This window comes from Altererythrobacter sp. B11, assembly GCF_003569745.1.
Classification (GTDB): Bacteria; Pseudomonadota; Alphaproteobacteria; order Sphingomonadales; family Sphingomonadaceae; genus Croceibacterium_C.
Genome location: NZ_AP018498.1, coordinates 1352350 through 1377234, shown reverse-complemented (window position 1 = coordinate 1377234; position 24885 = coordinate 1352350). Strand labels below are relative to the sequence as shown.

At 66.7% G+C, this 24885-nt stretch carries 28 protein-coding genes; 17 read left to right on the top strand and 11 right to left on the bottom strand.

The features are described from left to right. Nucleotides 1–30: 30 nt before the first annotated feature. The 10 genes from AEB_RS06585 to AEB_RS06540 form a co-directional block, all read right to left on the bottom strand. The gene (locus tag AEB_RS06585; protein WP_119082468.1) at nucleotides 31–1287 is read right to left on the bottom strand and encodes an efflux RND transporter periplasmic adaptor subunit; all 1257 of its coding nucleotides are present in this window, start codon (nucleotides 1285–1287) and stop codon (nucleotides 31–33) included. A 297-nt stretch (nucleotides 1288–1584) separates the two neighbouring features. Beyond that, nucleotides 1585–2190, bottom strand: a complete 606-nt coding sequence (locus AEB_RS06580; protein ID WP_119082467.1) for a TetR/AcrR family transcriptional regulator — start codon at nucleotides 2188–2190, stop codon at nucleotides 1585–1587. Nucleotides 2191–2289: 99 nt separating this feature from the next. Further along, nucleotides 2290–3018, bottom strand: a complete 729-nt coding sequence (locus AEB_RS06575; protein WP_119082466.1) for a sigma-70 family RNA polymerase sigma factor — start codon at nucleotides 3016–3018, stop codon at nucleotides 2290–2292. Beyond that, nucleotides 3015–5075: a flagellar biosynthesis protein FlhA gene (locus AEB_RS06570; RefSeq protein WP_231958977.1), complete on the bottom strand. Its 2061-nt coding sequence runs from the start codon at nucleotides 5073–5075 to the stop codon at nucleotides 3015–3017. Before AEB_RS06570 ends, AEB_RS06575 begins: the two co-directional genes overlap by 4 nt. Before the next feature lie 65 nt (nucleotides 5076–5140). Then, entirely contained in the window at nucleotides 5141–5977 is an 837-nt protein-coding gene (locus AEB_RS06565) for a lytic transglycosylase domain-containing protein (protein ID WP_231958943.1), read from the bottom strand. 70 nt (nucleotides 5978–6047) lie between these two features. Next, a complete protein-coding gene (locus AEB_RS06560; protein ID WP_331851755.1) occupies nucleotides 6048–6371 on the bottom strand; it encodes a hypothetical protein in 324 nt (107 codons plus the stop codon). Beyond that, nucleotides 6368–6664, bottom strand: coding sequence for a flagellar biosynthesis anti-sigma factor FlgM (locus AEB_RS06555; RefSeq protein WP_119082463.1), 297 nt, complete (start codon nucleotides 6662–6664; stop codon nucleotides 6368–6370). Before AEB_RS06555 ends, AEB_RS06560 begins: the two co-directional genes overlap by 4 nt. An 81-nt stretch (nucleotides 6665–6745) precedes the next feature. Further along, nucleotides 6746–7261 carry a flagella basal body P-ring formation protein FlgA gene (locus AEB_RS06550; RefSeq protein ID WP_119082462.1) on the bottom strand — a complete coding sequence of 172 codons (516 nt, stop codon included), beginning with the start codon at nucleotides 7259–7261 and terminating at the stop codon, nucleotides 6746–6748. Then, on the bottom strand, nucleotides 7243–7731 hold the full coding sequence (locus AEB_RS06545) for a hypothetical protein (protein WP_119082461.1): 489 nt from the start codon (nucleotides 7729–7731) through the stop codon (nucleotides 7243–7245). The genes AEB_RS06550 and AEB_RS06545 overlap by 19 nt, the downstream gene beginning before the upstream one ends. Next, nucleotides 7728–8420, bottom strand: a complete 693-nt coding sequence (locus tag AEB_RS06540) for a MotA/TolQ/ExbB proton channel family protein (RefSeq protein WP_119082460.1) — start codon at nucleotides 8418–8420, stop codon at nucleotides 7728–7730. Before AEB_RS06540 ends, AEB_RS06545 begins: the two co-directional genes overlap by 4 nt. Before the next feature lie 192 nt (nucleotides 8421–8612). Between AEB_RS06540 and flgB the strand changes: the two genes are divergently transcribed. From flgB to AEB_RS06465, 15 genes are all read left to right on the top strand, one after another. Beyond that, nucleotides 8613–8960 (top strand): flagellar basal body rod protein FlgB, encoded by a 348-nt coding sequence (flgB, locus tag AEB_RS06535; RefSeq protein ID WP_119082459.1) that lies wholly within the window; start codon nucleotides 8613–8615, stop codon nucleotides 8958–8960. Beyond that, nucleotides 8957–9367 (top strand): flagellar basal body rod protein FlgC, encoded by a 411-nt coding sequence (gene flgC / locus AEB_RS06530; protein ID WP_119082458.1) that lies wholly within the window; start codon nucleotides 8957–8959, stop codon nucleotides 9365–9367. Before flgB ends, flgC begins: the two co-directional genes overlap by 4 nt. Next, nucleotides 9364–9666 carry a flagellar hook assembly protein FlgD gene (locus tag AEB_RS06525; protein ID WP_119082457.1) on the top strand — a complete coding sequence of 101 codons (303 nt, stop codon included), beginning with the start codon at nucleotides 9364–9366 and terminating at the stop codon, nucleotides 9664–9666. Before flgC ends, AEB_RS06525 begins: the two co-directional genes overlap by 4 nt. A gap of 11 nt (nucleotides 9667–9677) precedes the next feature. Then, nucleotides 9678–10490, top strand: coding sequence for a flagellar hook-basal body complex protein (locus AEB_RS06520; RefSeq protein ID WP_119082456.1), 813 nt, complete (start codon nucleotides 9678–9680; stop codon nucleotides 10488–10490). 5 nt (nucleotides 10491–10495) lie between these two features. Beyond that, on the top strand, nucleotides 10496–11236 hold the full coding sequence (locus AEB_RS06515; RefSeq protein ID WP_119082455.1) for a flagellar basal body rod protein FlgF: 741 nt from the start codon (nucleotides 10496–10498) through the stop codon (nucleotides 11234–11236). Between the two features lie 16 nt (nucleotides 11237–11252). Next, nucleotides 11253–12041, top strand: coding sequence for a flagellar basal-body rod protein FlgG (flgG, locus tag AEB_RS06510; RefSeq protein ID WP_119082454.1), 789 nt, complete (start codon nucleotides 11253–11255; stop codon nucleotides 12039–12041). Nucleotides 12042–12055: 14 nt separating this feature from the next. Continuing rightward, complete coding sequence (locus AEB_RS06505; RefSeq protein WP_231958942.1) at nucleotides 12056–12724, top strand: flagellar basal body L-ring protein FlgH; 669 nt, start codon at nucleotides 12056–12058, stop codon at nucleotides 12722–12724. Nucleotides 12725–12733: 9 nt separating this feature from the next. After that, nucleotides 12734–13831 carry a flagellar basal body P-ring protein FlgI gene (locus AEB_RS06500; protein ID WP_119082453.1) on the top strand — a complete coding sequence of 366 codons (1098 nt, stop codon included), beginning with the start codon at nucleotides 12734–12736 and terminating at the stop codon, nucleotides 13829–13831. After that, the gene (locus tag AEB_RS06495) at nucleotides 13828–14133 is read left to right on the top strand and encodes a rod-binding protein (protein ID WP_231958941.1); all 306 of its coding nucleotides are present in this window, start codon (nucleotides 13828–13830) and stop codon (nucleotides 14131–14133) included. Before AEB_RS06500 ends, AEB_RS06495 begins: the two co-directional genes overlap by 4 nt. Nucleotides 14134–14136: 3 nt before the next feature. Further along, nucleotides 14137–15474, top strand: a complete 1338-nt coding sequence (gene flgK / locus AEB_RS06490) for a flagellar hook-associated protein FlgK (RefSeq protein ID WP_119082452.1) — start codon at nucleotides 14137–14139, stop codon at nucleotides 15472–15474. Between the two features lie 7 nt (nucleotides 15475–15481). Next, nucleotides 15482–16390 carry a flagellin N-terminal helical domain-containing protein gene (locus AEB_RS06485; protein WP_119084499.1) on the top strand — a complete coding sequence of 303 codons (909 nt, stop codon included), beginning with the start codon at nucleotides 15482–15484 and terminating at the stop codon, nucleotides 16388–16390. 30 nt (nucleotides 16391–16420) lie between these two features. Continuing rightward, on the top strand, nucleotides 16421–17284 hold the full coding sequence (gene motA / locus AEB_RS06480; RefSeq protein WP_119082451.1) for a flagellar motor stator protein MotA: 864 nt from the start codon (nucleotides 16421–16423) through the stop codon (nucleotides 17282–17284). A gap of 1 nt (nucleotide 17285) precedes the next feature. Next, nucleotides 17286–18110: a flagellar motor protein MotB gene (locus AEB_RS06475; RefSeq protein ID WP_119082450.1), complete on the top strand. Its 825-nt coding sequence runs from the start codon at nucleotides 17286–17288 to the stop codon at nucleotides 18108–18110. 106 nt (nucleotides 18111–18216) lie between these two features. Beyond that, a complete protein-coding gene (locus AEB_RS06470; protein WP_119082449.1) occupies nucleotides 18217–20658 on the top strand; it encodes an HAD family hydrolase in 2442 nt (813 codons plus the stop codon). Continuing rightward, a complete protein-coding gene (locus AEB_RS06465; protein WP_119082448.1) occupies nucleotides 20655–21485 on the top strand; it encodes a class I SAM-dependent methyltransferase in 831 nt (276 codons plus the stop codon). Before AEB_RS06470 ends, AEB_RS06465 begins: the two co-directional genes overlap by 4 nt. Before the next feature lie 664 nt (nucleotides 21486–22149). On the opposite strand, the gene AEB_RS06455 is transcribed toward AEB_RS06465, so the two are convergent. After that, nucleotides 22150–22974, bottom strand: a complete 825-nt coding sequence (locus AEB_RS06455) for a flagellin N-terminal helical domain-containing protein (RefSeq protein ID WP_119082446.1) — start codon at nucleotides 22972–22974, stop codon at nucleotides 22150–22152. Nucleotides 22975–23227: 253 nt separating this feature from the next. On the opposite strand from AEB_RS06455, the gene AEB_RS06450 reads away from it, so the two are divergent. Together AEB_RS06450 and fliE are read left to right on the top strand one after the other, a co-directional pair. Further along, on the top strand, nucleotides 23228–24517 hold the full coding sequence (locus AEB_RS06450) for a sigma-54 interaction domain-containing protein (protein ID WP_119082445.1): 1290 nt from the start codon (nucleotides 23228–23230) through the stop codon (nucleotides 24515–24517). Further along, complete coding sequence (gene fliE, locus AEB_RS06445) at nucleotides 24514–24885, top strand: flagellar hook-basal body complex protein FliE (protein WP_119082444.1); 372 nt, start codon at nucleotides 24514–24516, stop codon at nucleotides 24883–24885. Before AEB_RS06450 ends, fliE begins: the two co-directional genes overlap by 4 nt.

Below are 24885 nucleotides of genomic sequence, written 5' to 3'. Positions count from 1 at the left end.
ATCGAGGTCAGTCGGGGGAGCAGTTCGCCGTCAGTTGGCGAGCGTCGCTTCTCCGGGAGGGGCTTCGGCGGGGCGTGAGGCGGTTTTTGTGGCTTCCGGCGGAGCGATCTTGTCGAACCGCGGCTTCACCTTGCTGCCAGGGAAGGCCATTTGCGTGCCTTCGATCACCACCCGGTCCTTCGGATCGAGACCGCTGCGGATCACCCGCAGTCCATCGACCAGCGGGCCGAGCGCGACTTCCTTCGCGGACACCGTGCCATCCTTGCCAACGACCAGCAGCAGCTTGCGGGTCTGGTCAGCCTGAACTGCCGTGTCGGGCACGAGCAGCGCATTCACCTTGCCGCCGCTGGCTAGGCGCATGTTGCCGAACATGCCCGGCGTCAGGAAGCCGTCCTTGTTCGGCACGATCGCACGGGCGCGGATGGTGCCCGAGTCCGGATCGAGGCCGTTGTCGGTGAAGTCCAGCGATCCGTGCCAGTTGTAGTCGCTTTCATCCTGCAGCTTGATGTCCACGGGGGCGCCACGCTCCAGCCCCTGACGCTGGGCCTTGAGGAACAGGCCCTCCGAACCGTCGAAGGTGAAATAGAGCGGGTCCAGCGCCTTGATCGTGGTCAGCAGCGTCGCGGCAGCGCCGTCTCCTGCCGCGACGAGGTTACCCGGGTCGACGCGGCGATCCGAGATGCGGCCGCTGATCGGTGCGCGCACGGTGGTGAACTCCACATCGAGACTGCGCGAACGCACCCGGGCCTGTGCGGCGGCGAGCGCCGCCTGGCTGGCGTTGACGCGTGCTTTCAGGGAATCGAGCTCGCTCTTGGACACGGCGTCGTCGGCCACCAGCCGCTCTGCCCGGGCAAGATCGGCCTGGGCGAGTGCGAGATCGCTCCGCGCCGTGGCTACGCCCGCCTGCGCTTCCGCCAGCGCCGCGCGATAGGGCCGCGGATCGATGGTGAAGAGGGCCTGTCCCTTGCTGACGACCTGGCCATCGCGGAAATGCACCGCGGTAACCTGTCCCGACACGCGCGGACGCAGATCGACGCTACGGCTCGCCTCGAACCGGCCGATGTAATCGTCCCATTCGGTGATTTCGCGCTGCAGCGGATTGGCCACGCCGACCACGGCAAGCGGCGGGGCGGCAGCGGGTGCCGGGCCGCTCCGCAGCAAATACCATGCGCCCGCGGCCACAATCACAGCAAGGACGATCCACAACACGCGGCGCGCGGAGCTCCGCTGGCGCCCCGCACCCTCGCGGTTCAATTGGTCGATCTCGATCGGCGTCAAATCATTCATGGCGAATCCCTCGGCGCGCCGCGCCCTGTTTGCAGGCGCGCGGCAGCCTTCCCGAAGCGCGGCTTCACGAAGGCCTAAGTGTCAAATTCCGTCAGTGTCTGACCGGGTGTTGAACCCGGCCGGAAAGGTCTGCGCCGGGCAAAGCAAGTCCGCTCCGCCCAGCCCACACCAGCCGACGAATCAGGATCGCTCTCCCAGAAGCTTTCTGTACTGATAAGTATGTAATCTGGCGTTCAGGTCAAGCGATAATTCTGTACCGCTCGATATTTTTTTGCAGCGCAGCACGCGCTGCGGGCATCAGCGCCCCGGCCACACCGCCAGAGTAGACTGGGCAACGTCTTCCAATTCCTCGCGTTTTGCGCCTCCGCCCGCCTGCACGGCAAGACCCTGCATCACGGCGATTAAATAGCGCGTGATCGCCGCGGGGCCGATGGGCAGAGTGAAATCGCCCTCCTCCACCGCCCGGCGCATGCGCTCTTCAATCGCCTTGAAGGACGATTTCTGCCGCGCCTGGATCATCTCCCGGATCGGCGAATCCTCGCCCTTGCAGTTGACGGAGGTAATCACGCCCATGCAGCCGCGGCATTCGCTGGTGACGTTCTCAATCGCGCCCGCCAGCATGCGCTCGGCCACACCCTTAGCAGTCGGCGCCGCCAGCGACTTGCCGACATAGGCCAGCTTCTCGCTCTCATAGAGGTCGAGCGAGCGCTTGAAGAGCGCCTCCTTGTTGCCGAAGGCCGCATAAAGGCTCGGCCGCGTGATCCCCATCGCCTCAGTGAGGTCGGTGAGCGATGCGCCTTCGTAACCCTTCGCCCAGAACACACGGAGCGCGGCTGCGAGAGCCTCGTCCACATCGAATTCACGCGGGCGGCCCCTCGGCGAGAGAGTTGCGGCATTTTCCATATCGTCCGGTATATATATCGTCCCGGGCCCGCCGTCCAGTGCGACCAGCCGGAGTTCGACCTGCCTGGCTCCGAGGCTTTCTGCGCGCCCGCCGCGTGCTCAGCAGGCGGTGGCGGAGTCCATCACCGCCCGCACCTGCTTCAACGCTGCTGCTTTCAGCTGGTGGACGCGCGGCACGCTGACGTCGAGGATGGACGCGATCTCCGACAGATTCAGCTCTTCGACGAAATAGAGCTGGACCACCATCTGCAGCCTTTCCGGCAATCCGCCTATGGCCTGTATCAGCAGGGAGCGATCCTCCGCCTGCAGCAGCATCTGCTCTGCGTCAGGCAGGTCGCTGGCGAAGGCGCCGTCGCTGTCGGAGTAGCATTCGTCGATGGAGGAGAGCGCGACGGGGGCCACTTCGGCGCGCAGCCGTTGTAGTTCCTCCGGCGCAAGGCCCAAAGCGGCGGCAAGTTCTGCCGGACCTGGCTCCCGTCCAAGCTGGTTGCGCAGCGCCTGCTCGGCACGTTCCAGCTTGATCCGCCGCTCGCGCGTCCCGCGCGCGTCGGGGGAACTGCTGCGCAGCAGATCGACCATGGCGCCGCGCACGCGCAGCTTGGCATAAGCGGCGAAGCCGTCCTCCCCCGGTCCTTCGTGGCGCTGGGCACATTCCGTCAAGGCGATGAGTCCCGCCTGCATCAGGTCTTCCACGTCGAGCGCGGGGCCTGCACTGCCGGCCAGATGCCAGGCATATTTGCGCACCATCGGCAGGAAGCGGGCAACCCGCTCGCCAATGGGATCGCGATAAACTCTCTCGGCCCTCAAGCCTGCGTGGTTCTGGATCATGCGGCCATGGCCTCCCTGTCGCGCATCGTCCGTTCTTCCTGGATGTCCGGGCTGCGCCCCAGCGCAGCTTGCTCGTCATTGCCGCCGATCACCGCGATCACTTCGATCGGCTGCGATGCCGGCAACTCGTTGATGGAAAGCACCGCGCAGCCTGGCGCGCGCAGACGCAAGAGCCCGGCAAGCGGTCGCCGCGCGCGAGGCTGCACGATCAGTGCCGGCGCACTGCCCGGCGGCAGTCCGGTCGTAATCTGCCCGATGCGTTCTCCGATGGATCGGGCAAGATCGGGCTCAATGATGGCTTGCCCGGTGGAGGGGTCCTGCAATCCGCCAAGCACCATCTCCTCGAGCTCCGCGGCCAGAGTGATGACCTTGAGCTGTTCGTCCGGCCCACACAGGCTGCCGACCAGCAGCGGGCCGAGATCGGCGCGGACGATATCCACCAGGCTGTCGTGATCCGTGGTGCGCTGGGCGGCCTGCGAAAGGCTGGCGAGCACCGGAATGGGATGCGCCAGCGATATGCCATCGGCCAGCAGGGCGCGCATCAGCCGCGTAATCTGCGCCAGCGAAAGCGGTTGCGGCGTGATCGTTTCCACCAGCTGCGCGTGCCGTTCCTTCACGGTGTCCAGCAGTTCGCGTACTTCGTCGGGGCCCAGCAATTCCTGCGGCCGGCTCGACAGCAGCTGGTTCACATGGGTGGCGACCACACTGACCGCGTCCACCACCAGATAGCCTTCCGCCACAGCAAGATCGCGCTGCCCCTGCTCGATCCACAGCGCCGGACAGCCGAAGCTGGGATCGCGGGTGGGATCGCCCTGCAGGAAGGATTCCCGCACCACCTGCCCGGTGTCGATCGCCAGAACGCGGTCCGGCCGCAGCTGGCCGGAGCCGAGCGGCGCCCCGCCCAGCGTGACGCGGTAGCGGTCCGGCGCCAGCTCGAAACTGTCCTTGATGCGGAACTGGGGAATGATGAAGCCGAAGGACTGGCACATCTGCCGCCTGAGGCCAGTGAGGCGGGCGACCAGAGGCGCGCCGCGGCGCTCGTCAGCGAGATGGACAAGGCCGTAGCCGAGCTCGACCGTCACCAGCGCCTGCTCCGATACCTCGCTCATACTGATGACCGAAGGATCGACCTCTGCTGGCGGCTCGATGGCCGCCACGGCTGCGGCTTCGCGCCGCTTTTTCAACGTGTGCCACAATCCGAAAGCGCCGGCCGAAAGCGGCAGGAACACCGTCTGCGGCATGGCCGGTATCAGACCGAGCGCCCCCAATACGCAGCCGACCGGCAGCCAGATGCGCGGATCGGCAAGCTGGCCGCTGATCTGCCCGGCAAGGTCGCGGGAATCGGACACGCGAGTGACGATCGTCGCCGCCGCAATGGACAGCAGCAGCGCGGGAATGGAGGCGACAAGCGCATCGCCCACCGCCAGCGTGACATAACGCTCGCCCGCTTCGCCGGCGCTCAGCCCGTGCGTGATCATGCCCAGCACCAGCCCGGCAACGATGTTCACGCACAGGATCAGCAGGGCGGCAATCGCATCGCCCTTCACGAACTTGCTCGCGCCATCCATGGAGCCGTAGAAGTCCGCTTCAGTGGCGATTTCGCGCCGCCGCGCCTTCGCCTCGTCCGCCGTCACCAGCCCGGCCGCGAGATCGGCGTCGATCGCCATCTGCTTGCCCGGCAGGGCGTCGAGGGTGAAACGGGCAGAGACTTCCGACACGCGCCCCGCGCCCTTGGTCACCACCACCAGGTTGATGATCATCAGGATCAGGAACACGAAGATGCCGACGGCGAAATTGCCCCCCACCAGGAAGGCGCCGAAGGCCTCGATCACCTTGCCGGCCGCGGCTTCGCCCTCATGCCCTTTCAGCAGCACCACGCGCGTGGACGCGACGTTAAGCGCGAGGCGCAGCAGCGTGGCGAACAGCAACACGGAGGGGAAGGACGAGAAATCCAGCGGCTTTTCTGAGTTCACCGCCGCCATCAGCACCGCCACCGACAGCGCGATGTTGAGCACGAAGAACACGTCGAGAGCCATGGACGGGATCGGCACCACCATCAGCACGATGATGGTGAGGATGCCCGCCGGCAGCGCGAGCGCGGGAGAAAAGATCGATTTGAGGGTCACAGGTCGAAAGCCTTGAATTTGGCGTAGGCGGCATCAATGCGGTCACCGGCCTCTCCGGCGGGTGCGCCAGACCCGCCGAAGGTGGCGCGCAGCGTCTCCGCCATGGATGGGCGGCTGACGGGCGGAGTGGCCGTAGGAGCAGGTGCGCTGGTCGCGCCGGCCCGTGCGTATGCGAAGGCAGCGGACGGGGACATTGCGTCGAACCCCGGCGAGGTGCCGTGCATGGCGCCCGTCATCTTCGCACGGACCACATCCATTACTTCGCCGACCGAACGCGCCGTCGTGCCGTTGAAGAAGATCGGGCGATTGGCAGCGGCAGCCTTGGGCATCAGTGCCGCGGCGGACTGAGCGGGATCAGCCTGCAGCGCACCGAGGAAATCCCGCGCGCCGGCACCGCCGAGGAAATGAGCAAGATAGAGCTCGGCAGAATCCGGCGCCCGCCCGAGGAAGCCCTGCAACTCGGCACTGTTATCGCGCGCAAGCTCTGCCGCCATCAGCGCCGACGCGCCGGGATCGAAGCGTAGCGCCATGACCTGGGCCCGCATGGCTGGATCGGCGATCTGTGCCGCACCGCCGGGGCCGCGCGTGATCGCCCCGTCCGCCCAGCCGAGACCATGCTCAGCCCCGTGCTTGTCGAGCGTGTCGAGCCAGGTGCCGTTGACGAATTGATAAAGGCCGGCGGCGGTCGAGGTGCCCGCACGGGCGGACGGGTCGAAGCCCGATTCCAGCTTCGCCTGCGCCAGAAGATAGTCGAAATCGACCCCGGTCGCCGCCGAGGCGCGCGCGATCGCGGCATGCACCTCGCCATGCTGGACAGGATTGATTGCGGGCACGTCTTCCCCCGGAGGTTGCTGTTCCTCCGAGGTTTAAGCAATAAGCGTGCCAGTTATGTAGAGCTGGGCCTTAGCGAGGCATCTCCGCGACCGCGCCATGGTACAGGCCGGCGGAACCGGTCAGCGCGGAAAGGCGGGACTGCAGATTGGCGGCGATCAGGTTCCGCAGCTTGCGGTTGATCTCGTTGAGCCTTTTCACCGCATCGAGCAGGCCGTGGCATTCCTCGTCGAGTTCGGCCTTCGTGCAGCGTTCCATCACCGCGCAGAGGTTCATCTTGCCGTCGGCGCAGGTGACGATCCGCTCCATGTCCATGGCGGCAAGCGCCTGCCGCTCGCCTTCTAGCAGGGCAAGCATTTGCCGCAGGCTGTCGCGCAGGGGAGGAGTATGACTCACGACTTGGACCTCAACAGGTAGCCGGCGGCGATCATCGCGTCGGCGATCTTGGCGGGGACGAGGGGATATTTGCCCTGTTCCACAGCCTTGCGAATTTCCGCGACGCGATCGTGATCGACCGGCGCGGACTGTCCGGCGGAAATGGTCCGGGTCAGGCCGCCGGTTCCGGCAGCCGCCGCCTTGCTCTCCTTGCTGGCGGCAGAAGCCACCTGCTCGGTGCGAGCCACAGGGGAAGACGCGCCGGATTGCAGGCGCTGCGTCACATTCAGACTTGCCGCGTCAATCGGTTTCATCGTTCCGCTCCGTAAAGCATTCTGAAGCAAGAACGGTCACCACAGGGGCATTTTTAAGCCACCCCTGAAAAAATCTGCCGGTTACGGCAAATCCATGCCGACTACGCCGGGCCGGATGATCCGCGCACGGATCGGATCCGCCCTGGTGCCGGCCGGCCGCACACGGATCCATTCGCCCACGGCGCCGCCATCCATTGCCTCGCCCTGGCGTGAAAGGGTGAACCCGCTGCCATGCACTGCAATCGTCACCGCTTCGCCCCGCGCCACGGCCGGGACTGCGCGCTGCTGCGCCATCGGCGATGTATCTGCCGCCGTATTCAGCGGCACGAAGATGCGCCATCCACCCGGCACGGGGCAGCGGACGACGATCGTCTCCCGTCCCTTGCCGTACCATTCGAGATCGTGCTGCTGCGCGCATTGCGCCAGCTTGAGCCGACGGTCGACAGGCAGGCGCGCACCTCCCGGCTCGCCGACGGCGGCGCCGGTGAACTGGGCGACTTCACCATCGATCACGCTGGGATCGGTGAAGCCCGCCGCAAGCGCGCCGGAAGCAGCACAAAGGGCTGCGGCGCAAGCGATCAGCCGGATTGTTCGCATGGATCATCCCCTTGGGTAGCGGCATCCGCGCCGCCTTCACGGGGCTGATCTCTGCAATTTGCGTGCCAGCTGCTTCCGCCATCGTCATAGGCGAGCACGGCGAGAAGCTCGGCAGTCCCCGCCGGCTCCAGCAGGATGCGCGCCGGCGTGGGCCAGCTCCCCGCACCTTGGGACAGGGCCAATGCTCCCTCCGCCGCCTCGCCCGCACCGCCGGCGGGATAGCGCGCGATGATCGTCAATCGCTGGCGCGGGTCGGGCACTTGGGCAGCAAGCCATTCACCGATGGGAGGGGCATCGGCGCCCGCGCGATAGATCGCCGCCGGCTCGCCCATGGCCGGGAGAGGATTGGCTTCGCGTGCGTCCCCCGATTTCGGCTCCGGCTTCCCCACGGCCGACAGCGCGACCATGAACAGGATCAGCGCAAGATCGGCGATCACCGTCTGCCAGCCACCCGCTCCGCGCGCGATCACGCCGCATTCCTGCTCGCGTCAGGGCCCGTCGTGCGTCTGCTCAGACCCGCGCCAGGCGCAGCGCGCGGCGCCTTGGCGCGCTCCACGGAAGCGGCGAGCCAGTCCAGCAGCTCGGCGCGCGCGCGATCCTCGGCACCGAACCTGCGCTGCACCGCGGCGGCGAGCGGAGCGAACAGGAAGTTGGCGATCACCAATCCGTATAAGGTGGTGGAAACGGCCATGCCGATCGCAGCTGCATAATTGCCCTCCGCCTGCACGGTGGTTGTCAGGCTGCCAAGGGACAGCAACGTGCCGGCGAGACCGAGTACGGGCGCAAGTTCGGCCGCGCTGCTTAAAACGCCGGCCCCCGTCTCGGCCAGCGCCATCCGGCGCGCGCGGAAGGCTGCGTGCTGATCATACAGCGCCTGGGCGGAGCGGCGGGCGATGATTGTGTCTGCAAGACCGCCGAACTCGCCGTCGCGCATCGGCCGCGGCTCGGCGCGGAGCAGGCCCTGCGCCTCGATCTCCTGGATTTGCGCGGCAAGCTGTGCCTTCACGCCTGGCGCATCGAAGCGCCGCGACAGCAATTGCCCCAGCGCGCGCAGCATCTGCGCCGTATCGCCAAGGCCGCAGCGCAGCAGCGTGGCCGCCAGCGTGCCGCCCACCACGATCGCGATGGAAGGCCAATCGATCAATTGCGCGGGGTTCATGCGATCTCCTTGCCGCCAAGAACGGCAGCGATCCGCGGAAATTTAGCCGACTGGCGAATTCTTGCCGCCGGTCCGGCAAGGCCTTGCCGCCCGCCTTTGCCGCCTCAGTCAAGCGCCCGGATTGCTGCGCTTTTCCGCCAATTGGCACGGTGCTTGCTATCAACCATGCGTGCAATTCGTGGAGTGTGTGTGATGAGCGAAGGATTGTTCGGCCTGCATGGTGCAGCGCTCGAAATCCGCTCGCAGCGGCTCGGGCTGCTGAGCTCCAACATCGCCAATGCGGCGACCCCCGGTTACAAGGCGCGCGATATCGATTTCGCCGCCGCCCTGGATGCGCGGCTGAATGGCGCGGACGAAGATCGCGCCGTCTCCTCCGCCACGCGCTACCGCGTGCCGGTGATGTCCAGCCTCGACGGCAACACGGTGGAGATCGGCACCGAACAGGCCGCCTTCGCGGAAAACGCCGTGGCGTACACCGCCACGCTGAGCTTCCTGCGCGGCCGCGTGGAAACTGTCACCCGCGCGATCAGAGGCGAATGACGATGCCGGGTTCCATGTCTCTCTTCGAACTCGGCCAGCGCGCCATGTCCGCGCAGATGGTGCGGATGAACGCGGCCGCGTCCAACCTCGCCAATGCGGGCAGCGTCTCCGCCAGCGAGGACGGAGCCTACAAGCCCGTGCGGGCGGTGTTCGCGCAGGAGCTGGATAATGCCACGGGCCTCAGCTCCGTTCGCGTGGAGCGGGTGATGACCAGCGAAGCCGCGCCGGTGCGTCAGCACGATCCCGATCACCCGCTGGCGGACGAGAACGGCGATGTCTGGGTCTCTCCGGTCGATGAGAACGAGGAGATGGTCGAGATGCTCGAAGCCTCCCGCCAATACCGCAACATGGTCGATGCGCTGTCGACCGCCAAACAGCTGATGCTGGAAACGATGAGGATGAAATGACCACTGTCAATTCCGCCACCGCACCGGGGACCAGCCCGGGCAGCAGCAGCACGGGCTTCTCGTCGCTGGGCTCCGACGATTTCCTCAAGCTGCTGGTCGTGCAGATGCAGCAGCAGGATCCGTTCGACCCGGTCGATAACAAGGAGATGCTGGCGCAGATGGCGCAGTTCTCCTCGCTGTCCGCCGCCACCGACAGCAGCACGCTGCTGAAGGACATTTCCGACAAGCTGGACCTGCTCGTCGCCGCGAATGCGAGCGCGAATGGTTCGGCCGATCAACCCGCAAACAGCGACGCTTAAGGAGCACCCCCATGTCGTTCTACATTTCCCTGAACGGGCTCAAGAACTCCCAGACCGACCTGGGCGTGATCGCCAACAATATCGCCAATGCCGAAACCAACGGCTTCAAGAAAAGCCGCACCGATTTCGGTGACGTGGTGGCGGCAACGGCCCTGACCAATCCCAAGATGGTCCAGGGGATCGGCGCCACGGTGGAATCGATCACGCAAAATTTCGAACTCGGCCCGATCGAGCAGACCGGCGGATCGCTGGACCTGGCGATCACGGGCGACGGCTTCTTCACCACCGTCTCGCAGGACACCGGCAAGACCTATTATACGCGCAACGGCGCCTTCAAGATGGACCAGAACGGCTTCGTCCAGGATGGCAGCGGCAACGTGCTGCAGAGCTTCCCCGTGGACGCGAACGGCAATCCCACCTCCACGACGCCGCAGGATACGCAGATCCCGGCGACCAACGCCGCCGGCGCCGAATTCGCCAGCGTGGCCGTGGGCGTCGACGGCACGATCACCGCTTCCTATGCGGACGGATCCACGATGGCGATCGGCAATGTGACGCTCGCTTCCTTCCTTTCGCCCGAAGGCCTCAAGAAGGTCGGCTCCGCGAACTGGGAAGTCAGCGGTATTTCGGGCACGGCCAAATACGGATCGCCGGGCACCGGCCAGTATGGCACGCTGCTGTCGGGCAATCTCGAACGCTCCAACGTGGACATTGCGGAGGAGCTGGTCGGCCTGATCACCGCGCAGCGCAACTTCCAGGCGAATGCCAAGGCGATCGACACGGCGACGCAGATTTCCCAGACCATCATCAACCTGCGGACCTGATAGGCATGGATCGCCTGATCTACACCGCGCTGTCGGGGATGCAGTCCTCCATGGCCCAGCAGAGGGTGATCGCCAGCAATATGGCGAACGCCCAGACGCTGGGCTTCAAGGCCGAACTGCTCGACCAGCGCCCCGTCACCATCAAGGGCGACAGCCTCGAAGTACGCGCGATGCAGCATGCCGAGGTGCGCGGCGCGCGCATGGATACGGGCGAAGTGGTGGAGACCGGGCAGCCGCTCGACGTCTCCATCAAGGGCGATGCGCTGATGGCGGTGCAGGCGGAGGACGGGACGGAGGCCTATACGCGGCGCGGCGATCTGGCGATCGCCCCCACGGGCCTTCTCACCACCGGCGACGGCCATCCCGTGATTGGTGACGGCGGCCCGATTACCATCCCGCTCGGCGGCAAGCCCGCCATCGCACCGGACGGCACCGTCACGGTCACCGACCCCACCCAGCCCGATGCCCCGGCGCAGGAAGTTGGCCGCATCAAGCTGGCGGGGTGGCAGGGCAGCCCTGTGCTGAAAGGCCTCGACGGCTTGTTCCGGGTGGAAGACGGCGGCGTTCTGCCGCGCGACGAGGAAGCGACGCTGCAGACCGGCTCGCTCGAGCAATCCAATGTGAAGCCGACCGAGGTGCTCGTCGAGATGATCGACGCCCAGCGCCTGTTCGCGATGCGCACCAAAATGATCTCGACCGCCCGCGAGGTGGACGAAAGTGGTGCCTCGTTGATGCGAATGACCTGACGAAAGGACCGTTCAGATGCCTGTTTCAGCACTCCAGGTCGCCCGGACCGGGCTCGAAGCCCAGGACGCGCGGATGCGCGTGGTGGCGAACAACCTCGCCAACGTGGGCACCACCGGCTTCAAGCGCGACCGCGCCAATTTTGCCACCCTCGCCTATCAGGACGCCCGCATTGCCGGGCAGCGTTCCTCGGGCGAAACAGCTTATGCCACCGGGCTCAACCTCGGCACCGGCGTCGCCATCCAGTCCACCAGCCAGATCGTCACGCAGGGGGCGCTGAACACCACGGGCAACGCACTGGACCTGGCGCTGGACGGGGAAGGCTATTTCCAGGTGCAGCTGCCGGGCGGCCAGCTCGGCTACACCCGCGCCGGCAATTTCACCCGCTCGGCCGAAGGGCAGGTGGTCACGCAGCAGGGCTATATCCTGCAGCCGGCGATCACCGTCCCCGAAGGCGCGACAGCCATCGCGGTATCGCAGGACGGGATCGTGTCCGCCCAGCTCCCCGGCCAGACCGAGGCAACCGAACTCGGCCAGTTGCAGATCGCCAGCTTCGCCAATCCGGCGGGCCTGCGCGCGATCGGCGATAACTTCCTGGTCGAGACTGGCGCCAGCGGCGCCGCCCAGCTCGCCCCCGGCGGCGAGAACGGCCGCGGCAGCATCCGCCAGGGCATGCTCGAGGCGTCCAACGTCAACATCGTGGAAGAGCTGGTGGACATGATCGAAACCCAGCGGGCCTATGAGATCAATTCCAAGATGGTCTCCGCGGTCGACGAAATGCTCCGCAACGCGAACCAGACGCTCTGACCGGCGCCAGCACAGTGACCAGCACCATGCACCAAACGATCTCCCGCTCCGCCGCCCTCGCAGGCGCGCTGCTGCTTGGCGCTTGCGCCACGGAAAAGCCAGCCGGCTTCGCCGCCACCCTCCCCCCGCCGCCGGCGGCGCCGGCAGCCGCGAACGGCGCGATCTTCCAGCCTGCCAACGGCTTCGCGCCCTATCACGCCGGCATGCGCGCCCACAGCGTGGGCGACATCGTGACCGTGGCGCTGATCGAGCGGACCGTGACGTCCAAGTCCGCGAGCTCCAAGACGAGCCGAGACGGCGGGCTGGCGGTCGCTCCGCCCGCCACGGGTCCGTTCTCCTTCAGCGGGTCGGACCTTAACTCTTCGGCCAGTTCGTCGTTCAACGGAAAGGGTGACGCGGCGCAGGCCAGTTCCCTGCAGGGCAGCATCTCCGTGACCATCGCGGAAGTGCGCCCGAACGGAACGGCGCTGATCAGGGGCGAAAAGGTGATGAACTTCAGCCAGGGCGATGAATGGATCCAGCTTACCGGGATCATCCGCCTGGCCGACATCGGCCCCGACAACACCATCGCCTCCGGCCGGATCGCCGACGCGCGGCTGAGCTATGCCGGCAAGGGCGCGGTGCAGAAGTCGAGCCGCCAGGGCTGGCTGCTCGATTTCTTCAACACCATAAGTCCGTTCTGAGGTGGTGCGATGATCCGCAAGATCCTCCTCGCCCTGGCTGCCGCGCTGGCCGCGATGGCCTCCCCCGCTTCGGCGGAGCGGGTGCGCGACCTCGGCACGTTCCAGGCCGTCCGCTCCAACCAGCTGACCGGCTATGGCATTGTCGTGGGCCTCGATGGCTCCGGCGATGACAATTTCGCCTATCTGACCGAGGCCATGCGCGGCGTCTCCACCCGTCTCGGCCTGCAACTGCCGCCGGGCGCGAACCCCGCGCTCAAGAATGCGGCGGCAGTGCTGATCACGGCCGACCTGCCCGCCTTCGCCAAGCCGGGCCAAAGGATCGACGTGACCGTTTCGGCCATCGGGAAAGCCAAGAGCCTGCGCGGCGGCGCGCTGGTGCTCACCCCGCTCTATGGCGCGGACGGGCAGATCTACGCCATGGCGCAGGGCAATCTCGCCGTCGGCGGGCTCGGCGTGTCCGGCAAGGATGGATCGCGCCTTACCGTGAATGTGCCGACGGTCGGCCGGATCGCCGAAGGCGCGAGCGTGGAACGCGGCGTGGCGACCGGCTTCGAACAGGCGGACCTGCTGCGTTGGAACCTCTATCAGGCCGATTTCCTCACCGCTGCGCGCGTGCGGGATGCAATCAATGCGCGGTACCCCGGATCGGCGCAGGTGGAAGACGGCGTTACCCTCGCCCTCAACATGCCGACCGGCGCCGATGTGCGCGCCAGCATGATGGCGGATATCGAAATGATCGAGGTCGATCCGGCCGAAGCCGCGGCGCGCGTGGTGGTGAACAGTCGCACCGGCACGGTGGTGATTTCCAGCGCCGTCCGCCTCGCCCCGGCGGCAATCAGCCACGGCAGCCTGGTGGTGCGGATCGACGAAGACCCCAGAGTCGTGCAGCCGGCGCCCTTCAGCCGCGGCGTCACCGCGCAGGAAGAAAGCAGCCAGGTCGATGCCCAGCAGATGGGCGGCCACGTCGCCCTGTTCGAGCCGGGCGCATCGCTGGCCGAACTCGTCGATGCGCTCAATCTGCTCGGCGCCACGCCGCCCGATCTGGTGGCGATCCTCGAAGCGCTGAAGCAAGCCGGTTCGCTCAAGGCAGAGATGGTGGTGATATGACGGGCCCCGTCTCTCTCGCCGCGGCCAACGCTGGGCTCGCCATGGCGCCCGCCACGCCTGGCGACCACGAAAAGCTGGCCCAGGTGGCCAAACAGTTTGAGGCTATCTTCCTGCGCCAGATGCTGGCGGCAGCGCGCAAGACCGACTTCGGCGGTGACGGTCTGTTCGGCGGCCAGGGCGAAGAAACGTTCCGCGACATGCAGGATTCGCAGTTCGCCGACATCGCCTCCAAGACCGGCTCGATCGGTCTCGCCCAGTCGATCGAGGCGCAGCTTTCCCGTTACCTGCAGCCGGAAGGATAAAGCATGGCGTCCGACCTCCTTTCCATCGCCGCCAGCGGCGCGCGGGCCGCGCGGGGCGCGCTCGATGTCACGGCGCAGAACATCGCCAACGCGTCGAGCGAAGGCTATGTCCGCCGCAGCGTGACGATCGAGGAAGTCGCCGCCGCAGGCGGCTATATGCGCGCGAACGACATCTCCCTGTCGGGCTCGCGCGTATCGGGCGTGTCGCGCAATGCGGACATGTTCCGCCAGGCGGAGGTGCGCCGCACCAACAGCGACATCAAGCGTTCCGATGCGGAGCTGGCCGGACTGCAGAACCTCGAAGCCGCCGTCGATCAATCGGGGATCTACGATTCCATCGTGGCATTCGAAGGCGCGCTGCAGCAGCTTTCGGGCGATCCCGTCGATCCTTCGCTGCGGGCGGCCGTGATGGGCGCGGCCGACGCCATGGCCAACAAGTTCCAGATCGCCGACAGTTCGATCACCTCCGCGGTGGCCGGGATGCAGTTCGAGGCGCAGGGCGCGGTGGATCAGGCGAATGTCGTCACCAGTGAACTCGCCCGCGTGAACTTGCAGCTGGTGCGCGCCGGGCCGAACAGCTCCGACCGCGCCTCCCTGCTCGACCGGCGCGACGCCCTGCTCGAGAAGCTGAGCGGCATCACCGACATCAACACTACCTTCGGCAGCGACGGGGGCGTGACGGTGCGCGCGGGCGGCGCCGGCGGGCCGGTGCTCGTTTCCGGCATCAATTCCGCGCCTCTCGCCATGAGTATCGCCGCGGACGGCACTGCATCCTTCACGGCGGGCGGCACCGCTTTCACTCCCGCCGGCGGCTCGCTGGCCGGCAATGCGCTCGGCCTCTCGGAAGCGGCCAGCCTGCGCGGCCGCCTGGATGCGGTGGCCAATTCGTTGATCTCCACGCTCAACGCCGCGCAGGCGAACGGCGCCGCCCTCGATGGATCGGGCGGCCAGCCGCTGTTCGCCGGCACCGGCGCCAACGGCATCCATCTGGCCTTCACCAATCCCGCCGGGCTCGCCACAGCGCCAGCGGGTTCCCCCGCCGGCAGCCGCGATTCATCCAATCTTGACGCGTTGCGGGTAGGCTTGGCGAGCAACGGGCCAGCGGAAGATACGAATGCCTTGCTGTTCGACATTTCGAGCAAGGTTTCGAGCCGCAAGCTGACCAATGAGGCGCTGGAGACGATCGCGTCCTCCGCGCGGATTTCGTTGCAGGAACAGTCGGGGGTGGATCTCGATAGCGAGGCGGCCAATCTGATCCGGTTCCAGCAGGCCTTCCAGGCCTCTGGCCGGGCGATGCAGGTCGCCACCGAATTGTTCGACACGTTGATAGCGATTGGATGATGCGGCGATGATCAGTCTCAGCACCTCTGCCTATTTTGAACGCGCCACACGCCAGATGGCCGATCTGCGCGGGCAGGCGGACGAACTGCAGTTGCAGATCTCCACCGGCCAGAGGCTCAGCCGCGCGTCCGACGATCCCGTGGCCGCAGCGCGCCTGCGCACCCTCTCACGCTCGCAATCGCTGTCCAAGATCGACCAGACCAATTCCGATCGCGCGGCGGCCGATCTGAAGCTGACGGACAGCGCGCTGCAATCCGTGGCGGACATCGTCACCCGGGCGAAGGAACTCGCCACCAAGGCCGCAACCGGCACTTACAACGCGGCGCAGCGGGCCTCCATGGGCACAGAGATCGAAGGGCTGCAGAAGAGCCTGCTGCTGGTGATGAACGGCCGCAACAGCGCCGGCCACGCCCTGTTTGGCGGCGCCACCAGCGGCCAGTCCTATCAGGAAACCTCCGGCACCATCACCTATGTGGGCACTGCCGCCACGCTGCCGCTCGATCTGGGCGAAGGCCAGACGGTCACCCCGGGCCTCACCGGGCCGGAAGTGCTGAATTTCGACGTGGCCGGTTCGCCCACCGACCTGTTCGCCGTGCTGGGCACGCTGTCCGCGGCACTGCAAAGCGGCACGGGCGATCCCATCGGCGCGGCGCAGGATGCCATGAACGGTCTCGACGCCGGTCTGGAGAAGGTCACCACGGCGCAGACAGTCGTCGGCGCGCGGATGAACTGGGTCGATTTGATGGACGACCGGCGCACGCAAACGGGCGAGCTGCGCGCGGATGAACAAAAGACGGTGGGCGGGGCGGACCCCGCCGAAACAATCGCCCGCCTGCAGGAGATGATGACCGTGCTGGAGGCAAGCCAAGCGAGCTTCGTCAAGCTCGCCAATCTTTCGCTTTTCAACATGATCTGATCCGGCCGCGCCGGATTCTGGGGACCAATAATGTTTGCTGCAATCGGGATCGTCATCCTCCTGGTCATGGTCTTTGGCGGGTTCGCCATCACGGGCGGCGCTTTGGAGCCCGTGCTGCATGCCATTCCGCACGAAATGCTCATCATCGGGGGCGCCGCGCTGGGCGCGGTGGTGGCCGGCAATTCCATGCACGAATTGAAGGCGATCGGCGGCGCCTTCGGTAAGGTGTTCAAGGGCCCGCGCCACACCAAGCAGGACCACATGGATGCGATCGCCCTGTCCACCAAGCTGATGAAGCTGCTGCGCAGCGAAGGCCCGGTGGCGCTGGAAAGCCATGTGCAGGAACCGCAGAACTCCCCGCTCTTCGCGGAATACCCGCGTATCCTGGCCAACAAGCCGCTGGTCTCGCTGATCTGCGACACGCTGACGCTGATCGTCGTCTCCTCCGGCACGCTGGAAACGCACGCGGTGGAAGAGGTGATGGACAATGCGATGAAGACGCATTTCCATGAACAGCACGAACCGCAGCACGCCCTGCAGTCGCTGGCGGACGCACTGCCTGCGCTGGGCATCGTCGCCGCGGTGCTGGGCGTGGTGAAGACCATGGGCTCGATCGACGAGCCGCCGTCCGTGCTGGGCGGGATGATCGGTTCCGCGCTGGTCGGTACCTTCATGGGCGTGCTGCTCGCCTATGGTATCGTCGGCCCGCTGGCCGGGCGGCTGAAGCAGATCCTCGAGCAGGATGAGCAGATCTTCCATGCAGTGAAGCAGGTCATCATCGCTTCGCTCAACGGCTATCCGCAGCCGCTCGTGGTCGAAAGCGCCCGTTCGGGCCTCGGCCATGCGGTGCGCCCGGGCCTGTCCGAGCTCCTCGACAGCCTGCGGGGCCGGTGAGATGGCCGCCCGCGGGAAGAACGAGCCGCTTCCGCCCATCATCGTCAAGAAGGTCACCATCGTCGAAGGTGGCCATCACGGCGGCGCCTGGAAGGTCGCCTATGCGGACTTCGTGACCGCCATGATGGCCTTCTTCCTGCTGCTCTGGCTGCTGGGTGCCACGACCGAGGACCAGCGCAAGGGACTGGCCGACTATTTCACCCCTACGCTGGTGAAGACCAAGCAGGACAGCGCGGGCGCCAACGGTTTGCTCGGCGGGTCCTCCATCACCGACGTGGACAATTACCCGAACCGCGCCGGCCAGACCGGTACGCGCGCCCTCACTGTGCCCCGCGGCGCCACTGGCGGGCCGAAGGAAGGCGCCGATGCGGTGAAGCGGATGCGGGCGCGCGTCGAGCAGAAGCTCAACGAAAGCAAGCGGATGCGGCGCCTCGCGCAGCAGGTGCGGATGATCGACACCACCGAAGGCGTGCGGATCGACCTTGTGGACGATGCGGATTTCTCGATGTTCTCGCTCGGCACCACCGTCCTTACACCTGATGCGGCGGCGCTACTGAAGGTGATTGCGGGGGCGGTGCAGCCCGAAGGCGGCGAGCTGACCATCCGCGGCCATACGGATTCGCTACCCTGGAAGAGCGGGATGCAGGCGAACAACTGGTCGCTTTCCGCGGGTCGCGCGGAAGCGACGCGGCAGGCGCTGATGCGCAGCGGCATCGCGCCCGGGCGCTTCATGCGGATCGAAGGGGTGGCCGATCGCGAGTTGCTGATCCGCGATGATCCGCAGGATCCGCGCAACCGGCGCATCTCGATCCTGCTGACGCGCTAAGGGGCGTTGCTTACCGGGCGTTAACCATATTTTCCTAGGCTTCTCGGCATGGGGGTAGCCGGGCTTCACGGAGGGCTGGCGCGCCTCGCGCGACAGGAGCCACGACGTGACCGCATCGCTTTCGCCGCATGATTTCGACGGCCTGCTGGACCGCTATCCAGCCATCCGCTGCCTCTCACTCGATTGTTTCGACACGCTTTTGTGGCGCGACACGCATGCTCCCCGTGACCTGTTCCATGCTTTGGAAGGCACGACGATCGTCCAGCGCAGCAGCGCCGAAAGCCATGCCAGGCGAGCGGCGCTGGCGACCGACGGCAGCGGGGAGGTGACGATCGAGCAGATCTATGCCCAGCTGATGCCGCTGGCTTCACCCACCGAACGCTTGGCCGCCATCGAGGCGGAAATCGCGGCCGAGGCCCGCCACTGCTTTGCTTTTGCACCGACCGTGCACCTGATGATGACGGCCAAGGCAAGAGGACTGCAATTGATTGTTGTCTCCGACACCTACTTTTCAGCCGAGCAACTGCGCACATTGATCGCTCGATCGGCCGGAGACGAGGTCGCCGGATTGATCGACCGGATCTTCTGTTCCAGCGAGTTCGGCAAGGCGAAGGCCGGCGGCTTGTTCGGGGATGTGATCGGCCGGCTGAAACTGCCACCCGAAACGGTCCTGCATCTGGGCGACAACGCGTCTGCGGACGTGCAGGGCGTTGCCCCCTTCGGTGTGAACGCGCTGCATCTGGCGCAGTTTTCCGAAAGCGCGGCGCAGCGGCTGCGGCTGGAGGCGGCGGCCGACCGGATCGTGCATCCCGCGGCGCCGGTCGCCGGCTCCCCCCTGCCCCACCGCGCGGCGCTTTCCATCGCCGAACCGCTGCTGGCCGATCCCGCCGAACGGCTGGGCGCGACGCTGCTCGGCCCCGTGCTGCACGGCTTCGAGCGGTGGCTGGGCGAAGAGGCCCGGGCGCTGGAGGAGACCCGCGGCGGCAAAGTGCACTGGCTGTTCCTGATGCGCGACGGCTATCTGCCGATGCAGGTCCACGCCCTGTCCGGCCCGCATGACAATGCCCATGCCGTTGAAATCAGCCGCTTCACCTCCATTGCCGCCTCGCTGACATCGGACAGGGCGGTGAGCGATTATGTCGAGCGCCAGTTCGGCACCGGCGCCGACATCCTGGGCCGCCAGCTGCTGATGCCCGAGGAGCGGATCAAGGCGCTTTGCGCCGGCCGTTCCCCGGCAGAGGCCTGCTTTGCCCTTGCACGCGAGGCGCGCAGCGGGCCGGGCCGCAAGGCCACGGTGCGCGCGGCCCGCGGCTACGCCGATCGACTGGTGGCGCATGTTGCGGCGACTGTCCGCCCGGACAAGGGCGACACGCTGATGTTCATCGATCTCGGCTATAACGGCTCCGTCCAGAACCATGTCGCCGCGCTGCTGGAAGAGCGGCTGGGGGTGCATGTCGCCGGCCGCTATCTGCTGCTGCGCGAAACCTACCGCACCGGGCTGGACAAGAAGGGCCTGATTTCCGGCGAGCATTATGACGCCTTCACGCTGGAGGCCTATTGCAGCAATGTCGCCGTGCTGGAGCAGCTGTGCACCTCCTCCGCCGGATCGGTGGTGGACTATCAGGCCGATGGCACTCCCATCCGCCGCGACAACGCCATCACCCCCGCGCAGAACGCCACGCGTGAGAAGATTCAGGCCGGATGCCTGAAGTTCCAGGCCTTTGCCGGCGGCGCCCTGCTGCGGCAGGATCGCAGCGGCGAAGCGGAACTGTGGCGCAAGGGCGCTGCCAGCGTGCTGGCCCGGATGATGTTCCTGCCCGTGGCCGACGAGCTGGCGGTGATCGAACGCTTCGAACATGACATCAACCTGGGTGGAGAGGCGACCACCGGCCTGTTCGACAAGGCCGAGGCCGGCCGCGCGCTGCGCCAGCGCGGCCTGTTCTACATGAACAATTCGGAGCGGATGTATCTGCCGGCCGAACTGCAGGGGCAGGGCCTGGCCACACGGCTCAGCCTGCTGACCCAGCGCCGCTTCGGCCTGCCGCTGACCTTCAGCGACATGGCCGATGCCACCATCGACCTGCCCGTCGTCTTCGCCGATCGCGAACAAGCGACGCCGCAGATCGTCACCGCCACTGCCACGCATGACGGCTTCTTCCTCGCCGCCATCCCGGTCGGCGCCGGGCAGTATTCGGTCGCGCTGCAATTCGGCGCCCTGTTCGACTGGTTCGAACTGGACAGCCTGAGCTTCCACCGGGTGGACGAATTCCTGACCGCCAAGCCGGACGACCAGCGGCTGGAGCTTGCCGCCGAACCCGAGCTGGACGGGATCACCCGGGCCGGCGGGCGGCTGATGCAGGCGGATAGTGCCACGGGCTTCGTCATGGTCCATCCGCCGCAGATTGCCGATCCCGGGCAGATGCTGCTGGCCTGCGTGTTCCGCCCCACGGTGGTGCGGCAAAGCGCGGCAGACCACGAGATTGCGGCTCCCGCTGGCGCAGTAGCCCGCGCCGGATCGCCCGCCCCCGCAACGGAGTTGCTGGCATGAGCGGGCTGCTGATCCATTCCATGGCCGAATTCGCGCCGCTGATCCGCCCCTGCCTCGAGCGCGCAGGGACGCGGGACATTGTCGAGATCGGCGCCGAGTTCGGCGGCATGTCTGCGGAGCTGGCCGATCATTGCGCCGCGGCAGGCGGCATGCTGACCAGCGTGGACCCGGCACCCAAACCGGAGTTCATCGCCTGGGCCGCGGCTGATCCGGCCGTTCGCCACATCGCCCGCCCCAGCCTGGACGCGCTGCCCGATCTGCCCGCTGCCGATGCCTGGGTGGTGGATGGCGACCACAATTACTACACCGTTTACAACGAACTGCTGGGCATCGACGCGGCGTGCCGCCGGGCGGACAAGCCCCTGCTGGCCTTCCTGCACGATATCAGCTGGCCCTGCGCACGGCGGGATTTCTACTACGCGCCCGATCGCATCCCGGCCGAACATCGCCACCCGCACAGCTTCGACGTGGGGGTGACGCTGGCGCATGGCAAACCAATGCTCCACCGCGGCATGCGCGGCATGGGCCATTTCGCCTGGGCGCTGCACGAAGGCGGGCCACGCAACGGCGTGCTGACGGCGGTGGAGGATTTCATAGCCGGCGCCGACAGCGAGGAACGCCCGCTGATCTTCGCCCACATCCCGGCCGTGTTCGGCCTCGGCGTGCTGTTCGACGGCAGCGCCGAATGGGCGGAAGACGTGGCGGGCCAGTTGCTGCCCTATCACCAGAACGAGCTGATCGCGAAGCTGGAGCTGAACCGGCTGGAAAACTACCTCGCCGTGATCGACTGGCAGGACAGCCACGCCGCCACCGCCCCTGCGGGCTAGGCGACCGGGTCCGCAGGCGAGGTCGCGAGCGGCCTTCGACAGGCTCAGGCCGGGCGGGTTTGTGCCGCAGGCCTTGGCGAGCCGATTGCGGCACAATGCATCCCCAATTCGTCATTCCCGCGAAGGCGGGAATCCAGTCCGGCGATACGCCTGCCGCTCTGGATCCCCGCCTTCGCGGGGATGACGAGAGAGGACTGGTGCGGCCTTCCCCGCCTCGCTCGCTTATCGAAGGACGCGCTCTGGCTGCCGCTTAGGGAGAGGTGAGGCGCGTGGCCTTCGACAGGCTCAGGCTGAGCGGGTGTGGGTGGCTGGGTGCGGGCGTTGCGAGGCCGCCAGCACTCCGCGCGACAGCAGCGCAGACGAGCCCCGCGCACCACCAACGCAACTTCCCTTCGTCATTCCCGCGCAGGTGGGGATCCAGAGCGGCGGGCGTATCGCTCAGCTGGATTCCCGCCTGCGCGGGAATGACGAAGGTTTGCGGGGGGTGGCGGGGCCTTCCCCGCTCCGCTCATCCTGAGCCTGTCGAAGGATGCGCTCCACGCCCGCCCCGCCGCCTACCCTTGCCTACAACCCGCCGCCTGCGCTCTGCGGGGGGCCGAGCAAACAAAACCCCGCGCTCCCTTGTGGGGAGCGCGGGGCCCTTGAGTGGACGGGTGTCTTGTTATCAGCGCAGCAGCGACAGAACGTTCGACTGGCTCTGGTTGGCCTGGGCCAGCATGGCGGTCGATGCCTGGCTCAGGATCTGTGCCTTGGCGAGAGCGGTCGTTTCGGCCGAGTAATCGGCGTCCTCGATCCGCGAACGCGCATCCGACAGGTTGGTGACGTTGTTGGTCAGCTGGTTCACCGCCGATTCCAGGCGGGCCTGGCCGGCGCCCAGCGTGGCGCGGCTGGTGCTGATCTTGTCGATGCCCGTGTCGATGGTGGCGAGCACGGTGTTGGTGGCAGTCGTCAGGTCGACGGCAGTCACGCCCGTCACCGCCGTATCGGCGCCGAGGTTGCCGAACGTCAGCGAAACCGTGTCCGCCGCGTTGGCGCCGGCCTGGATCGTCACCGTGCCGCCCGAACCGGCGGTGCCGTCGAACAGCTTCACGCCGTTGAAGGTGGTGCTGGACATGATGTTGGTGATCTGGCCGGTCAGCTGCGTGACTTCGGCCTGCAGGTTCGTCTTGTCACCCGAGTCATAGGTGCCGCTCAGCGCCTGCACCGCCAGTTCGCGGATGCGCTGCATCATGTTGGTCACCTCGGACAGCGCGCCTTCAGCGGTCTGCGCCATGGAGATGCCGTCATTGGCGTTGCGGATGCCCTGGCTCATGCCGCGGATCTGCGAGGTCATGGTGTTGGCGATGGCGAGGCCGGCGGCATCGTCTTTCGCGCTGTTGATGCGCTTGCCGGTGGACAGGCGCTCCATCGCGGTGCCCAGTTCGCGGTTGGCGAGTACGGAAGCGTTCGCCGCACGCATCGCGCCGGTATTGGTGTTGATGACAGCCATTGTAAAACTCCTACTCAAGTGTCCGAACGCTGCCGGGAAGGTCCGGGGGGACGATCCGTAGCGATCGGCAGCTGTGCCCTAGACCGGCACCGCCCCGGAAAGTTTAAGGCTGGCAAAAATGCTCTGGTGGAGAAAATTACCAGACATACGTGTTTCTACGTAAGGGTAAACTTAACAGCTAAAATTAACCATATCTTGCCCGTCCCCCGCGCATTCAGGCCTGGCGCTAAGGGGTAGCGCGTGGGGGGTTAGAATGAATTCCTTGGAAATCTCGAAAGCCTTCGAGCTTAACCATCCTGCTTTGGCAGGTAAGCTGGCGGGCGTCGCACCTTCACTCTTCTTCAATCGCAGCATGCTGCTGGACGATGCAGCTGGGAAGACCCAGGATGGCCGTGCACGCCGGATGACGGCGGTTCGCGGGCCGCTGCCGGGCTTCGTGCTTAACGGCGACAGCTTCGCCCTCACCTATTCCGACCCGACCAGCGAGGCGAGCTTCGCCGCGCTGGTGGCGCTGCTGTGCGGGCGCCGCGCCCCGGTGGCCGCCGATCCGGCCTCCCTCTCCGTGCTGGCGCTGGCCGACCGCATTGCCGCTGCCGAAATCCCCGTGCTGATCAATGGGCCCACCGGCACCGGCAAGGAGGTGCTGGCCAATTTCATTCACAATCGCAGCCCGCGCGCCGGCAAGCCCTTCGTGGCGGTGAACTGCGCCGCGATCCCCGAAACGATGCTGGAAGCTATGCTGTTCGGCCATCAGAAGGGATCCTTCACGGGCGCCAACCAGTCGGGCGAGGGGTTCTTCCGCGCGGCCGATGGCGGCACGCTGCTGCTGGACGAGATCGCGGAAATGCCGCTGGCGCTGCAGGCCAAGCTGCTGCGCGCGCTGCAGGAAGGCGAAGTGGTGCCGATCGGCGCGACCAAGCCGGTAAAGGTGGACGTGCGGATCATCGCCTGCGCCAACCGCGACCTGCCGCAAGAGGTGGAGGAAGGCCGTTTCCGCGCCGACCTGTTCTATCGCCTCAACGTGTTTCCCATGGTGCTGCCCGCGCTGCGCGAGCGGCCGGCGGATATCGCCCCGCTCGCCTTTATGATGGTGATGCGCCACGCACCCGAAGGCCAGCCCCGTCCGTGGATCAGCGACGAAGCGCTGGAAATGCTCAAGGCGCACGGCTGGCCGGGCAATGTGCGCGAGCTGGAAAATGTCATGCGCCGCGCGCTGGTGCTGGCGATGGGCCAGGGCCTGATCGAGGCGGAGCACATCGTGTTCGATCGCCCGGCGCGGCTGGTGGCACCGGCCGCCCCGCAGCCGGCGGTGTCCGCGATGGCCGCGGCCGATCCACTGCCTGCCGCCGAAGCGCCCCGCACCGGCGAGAAGCTGGCGAAGATCGTGCAGATCTCGGAAGCGCGGGCGATCATGGAAACGCTGGATGCCTGCGGCGGCCGCCGCACCGAGGCGGCGCGCAAGCTGGGGATCAGCGAACGGACGCTGCGCTATCGGCTCGCTTCCTTCCGTGAGGCAGGCCTGGCGATAGGAGCTTCGCGATGAGCAGCATCGGCGGAATCGGCGGGGCCGGTTCGGTTCAGCAGATCATGGAGATGCGCCAGCAATTGCTGGACCGCTCCCGCCTGCTCAAGGAACTGCATGAGGCCAAAGCCGGCGGCGCACCGCAGGCTGCGGAACAGGCGCCGCCGGGCGGCGGCTTTGCCGACACGCTCAAGACCGCGCTGGACGGGGTCAACGCCTCGCAATCGCGGGCGGAACAGCTCAGCGGCGCCTATGAGCGCGGCGAGACGACCGACATCGCCAAGGTCATGCTGGCCCGCCAGGAGGCGGGCGTCGCCTTCGAAGCCACCCTGCAGGTGCGGAACAAGCTGTTGTTCGCCTATCAGGAAATCATGCGAATTGGGGTCTGA